The organism is Shewanella intestini, assembly GCF_018221465.1.
In the GTDB taxonomy this organism is placed as follows: domain Bacteria; phylum Pseudomonadota; class Gammaproteobacteria; order Enterobacterales; family Shewanellaceae; genus Shewanella; species Shewanella intestini.
The window spans coordinates 142,330-151,305 of sequence record NZ_JAAIKR010000010.1 but is presented as its reverse complement, the minus strand read 5'-3'; the positions used below and the strand labels follow the sequence as shown (position 1 = coordinate 151,305).

Genomic DNA, 8,976 nt, shown 5'->3' with positions numbered 1-8,976 from the left:
AAAGGCGAGCAACCTACTGAATTATTGCCATTTGTGGGTAATGAACGCCAGAATATGCCTAACGGATTAATATACAGTGTGAAAGATTACATTGTGCTTGTAGAGGATACAGGACGGATTATTCGTGATGACAAGCGTGGCGCGATAAGTATAAGTAGTCAGCATATTCTTGACCGATTAAACATACCAGCAGAAAACTGGTTAACAATCACCACCGAGTTTGAGGCATTATTTAAAGGCGCGGTTGGCTCACTGCCAGCACTGACTGACTATTGTCAACATGTCGACCGTAAACGACGACCAAGCGCTGCTAACTGTCAAAAATGGCTGAGCGCCTAGCGTTACCTATCTGATTTAATCACTTAACATTTCATTCTTGATAGTCATCAAGTTTTTCGGCTGTGTTCAATTCATACAAATAATAGATAAACGACCAAATTAGCACTTTTTTGTATATCAGTGCTGAATTAGGTTGGTTATTCGCGGGTTAGTCTATCAAGCCATACATTAGAATTGAGTCGTGTTGCTTATATTAATTATGGGTGGCATGTTAGTTAGCATGTTAGTTAGCACATAACGCCGCGTTAAGTAGTGAGCAACGCAGACCACCTGACCTAAACCATTGTGCCGTAAACACTAAATTCAAAGCAAACCGAAAATGCCTAGCGTTGCGAATCTGACTTAAACGCCTTGTTATAACTCTTTTACAAGGCAGTATGTCGTGTAACCTTTTGGATAATCGGGCAGCTCACCAAAAACTTTGTACCCACGTTTTTCATAGAACGGTTTAGCCTGAAAGCTAAGAGTTTCTGTACGTATGTATTGAAAGCCTTTTTCTTTAGCAAAATTTTCTGCGGCGTCCATAAGCTTATTCCCTACACCTTTACCTCGAGTTTCCACTGAGAGCCAAAGTAGCTCAAGGATGCAATAATTCCAGAAACCTGTTGCTCGAATACCACCTAAAACTTTTCCATTTTCATCTTTTGCAAATGCCGCAAATTTTGTATCAGGCTCGAACACAACTTCATCTGGCATATGCTGTTGATTAAACGACTGAATACCTTTACTTATTACTTCAAGGTCATTTTTATTAGGATTATCTGTTACTTCAATATTCATTTTTCATCCATACCGCGGAGAGTTATAACAGCTTATTTAACGGCTCGCCTGATAAAGTCGGCCGTTTAAGTTATTGATTTATATCATCGTACATTTTCTATCTCTTTGATGTAAAAAAATAAAACTTCCTCAACATCATAAAATAAAACGGGCTTGCGCGATAATATCGTTTAAAAAATGAGCTTTTGAGTTTATTTTTATATTTATCAATCAATTATAGTTTTTTAATTAAGCCAATACTACGACTTTAGGCTTGCTTAATGAGTTGTTTGATTTAAATTAAACAACTCATTATTCCTGTATATAAAACCAGTTCATTAGATCGTGCAATCTAGGCAGTTAAGGGTGGCAACTGTAAAAGAGCAATTTCAATTAAATGTTGTATGGAAAACGAAGATAAGCATTGTTAAATAGAGCTTTGCTTCAATATAGGGTTATTATTAATTAGCTTTACTTAATCCCTAAACGCTTAGCTAAACGGTGTAAATTACCTGTGTCTAAGCCCAAGTCACGCGCGGTGGCTGCCCAGTTTTGTTGCTGCTGTTGGTAACGCTGTTCAATTAACTGCTTTTGAAATGCTTGTGTTGCTTGTTTAAATGCCAATTTGTTGGAGACATCAACGGTTAATGGGCTTGTATCTAATGATTCAGGCATTAATTCCCCATGTGCTAATAAGTTATTGCCTTTAGCATCGACATGATTAATCTCTGAGTTTTTTTGTTCAGGCAGATTAAGGTGTTGACTCGACAACGTAATGGACAGTGGCGCTTGGGTCGTGGAGACATTCATGGTGTTAGTTTGGCTGCTTTTGGCGATGACGGCCGCGCGGCTAATGACATGTTCAAGCTCTCGAATATTACCCGGCCAAGGGTAGTGTCGAATTTGGTTGATTAAGGTGTCACTTAAACGAATCGTGTCTATATGCAGCTTTTCCCGCATTCGCTCTGCAAAGAACCCTGCTAGCAATACTGCGTCGTCATCACGCTGACGCAGTGGCGGTACGGCAATAGGGAACACACTTAACCTGTGATATAAATCCGCTCTAAAGCGGCCCGCTTTGACTTCGTTAGCCATATGACGGTTAGTCGCTGCCACAATGCGCACATTGACGGTGATATGCCTATCATCGCCCACGCGCTGTATATCGCCATATTGTAATGCCCGCAACAGTTTGGCTTGTAATGACAATGACAACTCGCCAATTTCATCTAAAAACAAACTGCCACCATCTGCTTGTTCAAACTTACCTTTACGGTGGCTAATTGCACCAGTAAATGCGCCTTTTACATGGCCAAATAATTCGCTTTCGGCGACCGATTCAGGCAAGGCGGCACAATTAAGGTATACCAGTTGTTGATTGGCTCGCGGTGATTGATGGTGTATTGCGCTGGCAACCAGTTCTTTACCGACCCCGGTTTCCCCCATGATAAGCACAGTTAAGTCAGTATTGGCGACGGCATTAATTTGCTCTTTTAGAGCCAGCATGTTGTTTGACTGACCAATCATCTCTTGGGGGCGGTGGGTATGTGATGCCATTGCTCCAGGATGCACGCTGGCAAGATGAGTTTGTTTTTCAAGTCGCTCAATCAGTAAAGCGGTATGCAGCCCACTTGCTGCTAGTGCACTGATAAAGCGTAAATCTTCATTGCGTAAGCTATCAAACTGGCCGGGATCAAATGCATCAATGGTGATTGCACCAATTAAGCTGTCATCAATCAATAACGGTAAACCAATGCACGAGTGAACATGCAAGCTATCGTGAAGGTTTGGAATCAAGCCGTCATAAGGGTCAGCGAGGTCACTGTCGGCAGGAAAACGTACTACATCACCTGCACGAGCAATGGCTTCTAATCTTGGGTGGGCGTTAATCACAAAACGTCTGCCGAGCACTTCGGTGGCCAAGCCGTTAATGGCTAAGGGCGTAAATTGTTGGTCTTGATAAACCAATAGTGCAGATGCGTCGCAATTAAGCACTTGGCGGATAGTGGCAAGAAGTCGGTCAAATCGGTCTGGACTGGTTAGCCCTGAATGCAAATCTTGGGTAATTTGTTGCCACTGAGTCATTAACGAAATCATGATTTCCCTTATCTTAACGCTGCTTTATGAGCATGCTGTCATCAACAATGATTTAGTAAACAGCTTGCATATCACCAGTCTCATTATGACAGTTAGATTGTTATTTTGACAGTGCAATTGTCATTTTGACAAATGTGATAACTGTCTTTTTAACATTACTGGAGATGGGTTTTTAATGAATTTTCTTATATATCAAATGGTTAAAAAGTTGGCACGCTGAATGCAAATACCTAAGCAAGAAATTCAATCGACAATTTAATCGTTAACTTTGAGGTTAACTCACAGCAGCGACGTTAAGCATTGCAGCGGATGATTCAATGTCAGTAGTTGATAACGCGCTAACCATATTATTAAAATTTAAGGTATATAGATATGACTATTCATGTAAAAAATAACATTCATTGGGTTGGACAGCGCGACTGGGAAGTACAAGATTTTCACGGTACAGAATACAAAATGACCAAAGGAACAAGTTACAACAGTTACCTGATCCGCGAAGAAAAAACCGTGTTAATTGATACTGTGGATCACCGTTTTAGCCATCAATTCATTCAAAATTTAGCAATGGAAATCGATTTAAATACGATTGACTACATTGTCATTAATCATGCCGAAGAAGATCATTCTGGTGCATTGTCTGCGTTAATGGAAAAAATTCCTAATACGCCAATTTACTGTACTGAAGCGGCGATTGATTCGATTGTCGGTCATCATCATCACCCTGAATGGAATTTTAAAACCGTTAAAACCGGTGACAGTTTAGATATCGGTAACGGTAAAAAACTTATCTTCATTGAAGCACCAATGCTGCATTGGCCTGACAGTATGATGACTTACATGACCGAAGATGCCGTGTTATTCAGTAATGATGCTTTTGGTCAACATTATTGTGATGAACATTTATTCAATGACGAAGTCGATCAAAATGAATTAAAAGAACAATGCTTGCGTTATTACGCCAACATTCTTACCCCATTTAGCAGTTTAGTGACCGCTAAAATCCATGAAGTATTGAGCTTTAACGTGCCTGTGGACATGATTGCTACCTCACACGGTATTGTATGGCGTGACAATCCAACACAGATTATTCATCAATATCTTGAATGGGCAGACAAATACCAAGAAGACAAAATCACCATTTTCTATGACTCTATGTCAAACAACACTCGCATGATGGCTGACGCGATTGCTCAAGGTATTCATGACGTTGACCCAGCGGTTGCAGTGAAAGTGTTTAATGTATCAAAGCATGATAAAAACGAAATTTTGTCGCACACCTTCCGATCAAAAGGCATTTTAGTCGGCTCATCAACCATGAATAATGTGATGATGCCAAAAGTCGCAGGCATGTTAGAAGAAATTACCGGACTGCGCTTTAGAGATAAAAAAGCTGCTGCATTTGGCAGTTATGGTTGGAACGGCGGCGCTGTTGACCGTATTCATGCCCGTCTTACAGACGCAGGCTTTGAAACAGCATTAAGCCTTAAAACCAAATGGCGACCAGATGGAAATGCAATGCGTGAATGTCGTGAACATGGTCGTCAAATAGCCAAACAATGGGCATTACATGAGTTGGCAAAAACAACGCCGACTAACCACATTGGTATTACCCCGGCTGCAGTGAATGACACGCCAACTGACACCGCTGTTGCGGCCGAGCCAGCGCCTGTTCAAGTTGCAGCACAAACAGCGACAGCTAACGAATCATCTCATCCTGCTGATTGCCAATGTATGATTTGCACTGTGTGTAACTGGATATATGACCCAGCAATAGGTGAGCCTAATCAAGGTGTTGAACCTGGTACGGCTTGGACTGATGTTCCCGATTATTTCCTTTGCCCAGATTGTAATTTAGGTAAAGACGTTTTTATCGAACATAAAGCGTAATCAACTGAATAAGAGGGCATGGATATGAGTGATCCAATTATTATCATTGGGAGTGGCTTTGCTGCTTATCAACTGATTAAAAATATTCGTCGTCAAGATGAACAGGTGCCAATTGAGGTGTTTACCGGTGATGATGGCGCAGAATACAACAAGCCAGATTTAAGCCATGTGTTTACCAAACAGCAAGGTGCAGATGCCTTAGTGCAGCAGTCTGGCGCAGCGTTTGCCGAGCAATATAATGTGACCTTACATGCCAATACGTGGGTGGATAACATTAATATTCAAGACAAATGTGTTTATAGCAACGGCCAAGCACATCGTTACTCTAAACTGGTGTTTGCAACAGGTGCCAGTGCATTTATTCCGCCAGTGGCAGGTAATGGTGCCCGACATATTGTTACCTTAAATAGCTTGGATGAGTATCGTCGCGCACAGCATGATATTAATCACGCTGACACCGTGTTGATTATCGGCGGCGGCCTAATTGGCATTGAATTGGCAATGGACTTACAAAGCAGTGGTAAAAAAGTGCTGGTGGTTGAACCTAATAGCCGCATATTATCCAATGTCGCGCCAGACTTTGTGGCGCTTAAGTTAGAACAACAATTGATAAGTAACGGTGTTGAACTAATATTAAACAATATTGTTGATAGCGTGAGCACCAATACTGATAAAACGCTGTGTGTGACAACCAAAACTGGCTTGCAGTATCAGGTTGATTGCATTATTTCAGCGGCTGGATTAAGGCCCAATACTCATCTTGCGCAGCAAGCTGGGGTTGCAGTTAATCGCGGTATTAACGTTGACAGTCAATTGCGCACGTCGGCCACTGATGTCTACGCACTAGGTGATTGCGCAGAGATTAATGGCAAAGTGATGGCTTACTTACAACCTATTGTATTAAGTGCCAATACGCTGGCGAAAACATTATTAGGACAAGATGCGCAACTAAATTTTCCCGCCATGATGGTGAAAGTTAAAACGCCGTCGTATCCCATTCAAGTCGGTGGGGTGTTTAATGCGGATTCAACATGGAAAGTCGACTTTAGTTCGCAAGGTATTCGTGCAGAAGCGTTTGATGAACAACACAACCTTACGGGTTTTGTGGTGACAGACTCCAATGTACAGCATGCGTTTAGCTTATTACGAAAAGTCGCTTAATGGGCAAAGCATGACAACCATGACCGGCTTACCATCATGTTGGTAAGCCTTCATTAATCGCAATGGATTAACTGTCAGTTTAATCGTTATTAATCGATTAGCTGCCAGTTTCATAACCGCCATTTGCAAAGGAGAATATAATGAGCCATCAACGCATTCCTAGTCATTGGACTATTCAACGTTCTACCCCTTTCTTTACCAAAGAAAATGTCCCATCCGCATTATTAACTCATCACAACACTGCCGCAGAGGTTTTTGGCCAATTATGTGTAATGGAAGGGGTGGTGACCTATTATGGTTTTGCCGATGAACATGCCAGCGAACCTGAAGTAAAAGTTGTGATTAACGCCGGTAATTTTGCCACTAGCCCACCACAATATTGGCACCGTATTGAATTAAGTGATGATGCGCAATTTAATATTAATTTCTGGTCTGACAAAGATAAAAGCGGCCAAAAAATGTTTCACAGTAAATCGTAATTTGAAATAGTGGATTATTAGGATTAGGGACGGTTAGCCGTCCCAATCTAGCGGTAACTTGCTGTTATTGATTAGAATATTGCATTGTTTGAATTGTGCGTATTATTCGAATGACGCCTTACCTCATCAATGTAATTATATCGTTATTTGTTTCTTTAAAAAATAACTTGTGAAGCTTGGGGGATATCGACTAATTCAGCGAATACCTCATAACCTTGTTTCTACTAGAACGCTAAAGCTTGAAAGAACGTGGTTTCTAGTCGGCAATGAGTCACATTTTTTGCAATGGCAAATTGTTCAAGTTTACTTAAAGGTGTTGAGCCAACGCCTAAAGAACGAATAGACTCACATACCCAAAGCCCTTCAATATAAAGCCAGCCCTACTTTATCTCACCTAAAATCCCCCTGCGGTTTTATCGTTTTCATCATTAATATTGTCAAATTTAACCGCATAGATGCTTTGATGTGTTAACGCCAATTTAATCATTAATTTTAGTTCTATATCATGGTCTTGATTTGAGGCTTAGGTAATACTGAGTTGAGCGATTACGGCGAGATTGACTATCAATGAGGATGGTCAATCTCACCACAAAAGGTCAACACGCCCTAGCCATTATTCTTATTAATGGCGGGTTAATATGTGCTTTTGCATGACAAATTTTGCAATGACGCCGTTGTTAAGCGTCGACTAATTTGAGATAACATACGAAGATGAATTATTTTAATTCGCCATTTTCTGGCGTGCCTTTAACCCAACAAGTCACCAACCCAAACATTATTGTTGGTGAGCACAGTTATTACTCTGGTTATTATCATCAACACAGCTTTGATGAGTGCGCGCGCTATTTAAGCCCTGATAGAACAGATGTTGATAAGTTAATTATTGGCCGCTACTGCTCAATTGGTTCGGGGGCTATTTTTATGATGGCAGGTAATCAAGGTCATCGCAGTGATTGGGTGAGTACCTTTCCTTTTTTCTACCAAGAAAATGCCGACTTTGCCCAGGCGCAAGATGGATTTCAGCGCTTGGGAGATACCGTAATTGGTCATGACGTTTGGATTGGCTCTGAAGCGATGATTATGCCCGGAGTGCAGGTCGGTGATGGTGCCATTATTGCTAGTCGTGCTGTGGTGACCAAAAACGTGAAACCTTATGAAGTGGTGGGGTCAAACCCTGCTAAGCATATTAAATATCGTTTTAGTGAGTCACAAATTACCATGTTGCTTGACATGCAGTGGTGGCATTGGTCGCAAAGCCAATTAACAGCGGCAATGACACTGCTTTGCTCGGGGGATATTGAGCTGCTTTATCAATATTGGCAGCAAAAAATTAACTTCTAAGGTTGGTTTAACAGTCATCATCCCAAAGAAACCAGATCGAGAGATTATTCATCATGTTATCGATAAAGAATTGTGTTTTGGGAAACCTTAGCCAGCTCTAAAGCACAATATTTAGGTATTATTGAGTCTTTAGCGAACCAAGGTGCGCAGGCTGTTATTTTGGGCTGCACTGAAATTGGTATGTTGGTTAACCAAGCCGATACTCAAGTTGAGCGGCTCGACACCACCTATATCTATGCCTAAAAAGCTGTTGAGTGGGGGCGATATCTGCGTGATGCTTGTAAGCAAACTCGCATATAGTTAACTATTTAGCATTGGTATTGGACGATGCGCTATTCATTGCTCAATATTAATATTGTTAAGCAAGATTGATGATTATTCTTTAAAGGGACGAAGCAAAATATAATGAAAGCTAACACGATTATATTGGTGTCAACGCTAGCAGGATTAGTCATGAGCGCCTTGGTCTACCAGCATATTGCTACCGTTAGTGGCGGTTGGTTTATCTCATTATTAATTGGTGGCATTGTGGGGTGTCGGTTAAAAAGCCGTTTGGATAATTGCTTTCATTAGTCTGTCATTTTACTCTTTAGTTGTTAGGTTTACCGTTACTATTACAGGTGCGATTAGGCGGAGGTTTTATGGGGAATTCAACCGTGATTAAGCTACTTAAACTGAGTATTTGCTGTGGGATTTGCCTTATATTATTAGGGATCTATTTACACAATTTTAATGATGCCATTGCGCAAATGGGAGTAAAGGGCATTATTATTAGTGCCATGTGTGTGGCATTTGGCATGGTATTGTCGTTGCCAACTAAGATGTATTTAACCTTTTTATTAGTTAAGCGTGAGTCTGAATCTTCCTCTAAATAGCCGTTTAGGCGTGCATTTCTGTAAGCTCGTTTGTCTTG

Annotated in this window: 10 protein-coding genes and 1 pseudogene; 8 read left to right on the top strand and 3 right to left on the bottom strand. The window is 41.0% G+C overall.

The genetic code is table 11. The annotated features are described in order from the left end of the window. Positions 1 to 339: pseudogene (locus tag G3R48_RS11370) on the top strand (transposase); the annotation flags it as partial. A 354-nt stretch (positions 340 to 693) separates the two neighbouring features. Here the strand turns inward: G3R48_RS11370 and G3R48_RS11365 are convergent. Both G3R48_RS11365 and norR read right to left on the bottom strand, forming a co-directional pair. Beyond that, positions 694 to 1,119 (bottom strand): GNAT family N-acetyltransferase, encoded by a 426-nt coding sequence (locus G3R48_RS11365; protein WP_153664177.1) that lies wholly within the window; start codon positions 1,117 to 1,119, stop codon positions 694 to 696. A gap of 450 nt (positions 1,120 to 1,569) precedes the next feature. Then, positions 1,570 to 3,195, bottom strand: a complete 1,626-nt coding sequence (gene norR / locus G3R48_RS11360; RefSeq protein ID WP_153664175.1) for a nitric oxide reductase transcriptional regulator NorR — start codon at positions 3,193 to 3,195, stop codon at positions 1,570 to 1,572. A 372-nt stretch (positions 3,196 to 3,567) separates the two neighbouring features. Between norR and norV the strand changes: the two genes are divergently transcribed. The 3 genes from norV to G3R48_RS11345 all read left to right on the top strand — a co-directional run bounded on the left by norV (position 3,568) and on the right by G3R48_RS11345 (position 6,722). Beyond that, positions 3,568 to 5,082 (top strand): anaerobic nitric oxide reductase flavorubredoxin, encoded by a 1,515-nt coding sequence (norV, locus tag G3R48_RS11355; RefSeq protein ID WP_153664173.1) that lies wholly within the window; start codon positions 3,568 to 3,570, stop codon positions 5,080 to 5,082. A 24-nt stretch (positions 5,083 to 5,106) separates the two neighbouring features. Further along, entirely contained in the window at positions 5,107 to 6,243 is a 1,137-nt protein-coding gene (gene norW, locus G3R48_RS11350) for an NADH:flavorubredoxin reductase NorW (RefSeq protein ID WP_153664171.1), read from the top strand. A 140-nt stretch (positions 6,244 to 6,383) separates the two neighbouring features. Next, positions 6,384 to 6,722 carry a TehB family protein gene (locus G3R48_RS11345; protein WP_153664169.1) on the top strand — a complete coding sequence of 113 codons (339 nt, stop codon included), beginning with the start codon at positions 6,384 to 6,386 and terminating at the stop codon, positions 6,720 to 6,722. 224 nt (positions 6,723 to 6,946) lie between these two features. Here the strand turns inward: G3R48_RS11345 and G3R48_RS17425 are convergent, their stop codons facing one another. Beyond that, positions 6,947 to 7,063, bottom strand: coding sequence for a hypothetical protein (locus G3R48_RS17425; RefSeq protein ID WP_416375468.1), 117 nt, complete (start codon positions 7,061 to 7,063; stop codon positions 6,947 to 6,949). 370 nt (positions 7,064 to 7,433) lie between these two features. Between G3R48_RS17425 and catB the strand changes: the two genes are divergently transcribed. The 4 genes from catB to G3R48_RS11325 all read left to right on the top strand — a co-directional run bounded on the left by catB (position 7,434) and on the right by G3R48_RS11325 (position 8,938). After that, positions 7,434 to 8,063, top strand: coding sequence for a type B chloramphenicol O-acetyltransferase (gene catB / locus G3R48_RS11340; RefSeq protein ID WP_153664167.1), 630 nt, complete (start codon positions 7,434 to 7,436; stop codon positions 8,061 to 8,063). A gap of 72 nt (positions 8,064 to 8,135) precedes the next feature. Then, a complete protein-coding gene (locus tag G3R48_RS11335; protein WP_153664165.1) occupies positions 8,136 to 8,306 on the top strand; it encodes an aspartate/glutamate racemase family protein in 171 nt (56 codons plus the stop codon). A 162-nt stretch (positions 8,307 to 8,468) separates the two neighbouring features. Continuing rightward, positions 8,469 to 8,636 carry a hypothetical protein gene (locus G3R48_RS11330; protein WP_153664163.1) on the top strand — a complete coding sequence of 56 codons (168 nt, stop codon included), beginning with the start codon at positions 8,469 to 8,471 and terminating at the stop codon, positions 8,634 to 8,636. 68 nt (positions 8,637 to 8,704) lie between these two features. Then, the gene (locus G3R48_RS11325; RefSeq protein WP_153664161.1) at positions 8,705 to 8,938 is read left to right on the top strand and encodes a hypothetical protein; all 234 of its coding nucleotides are present in this window, start codon (positions 8,705 to 8,707) and stop codon (positions 8,936 to 8,938) included. Positions 8,939 to 8,976: the final 38 nt, after the last annotated feature.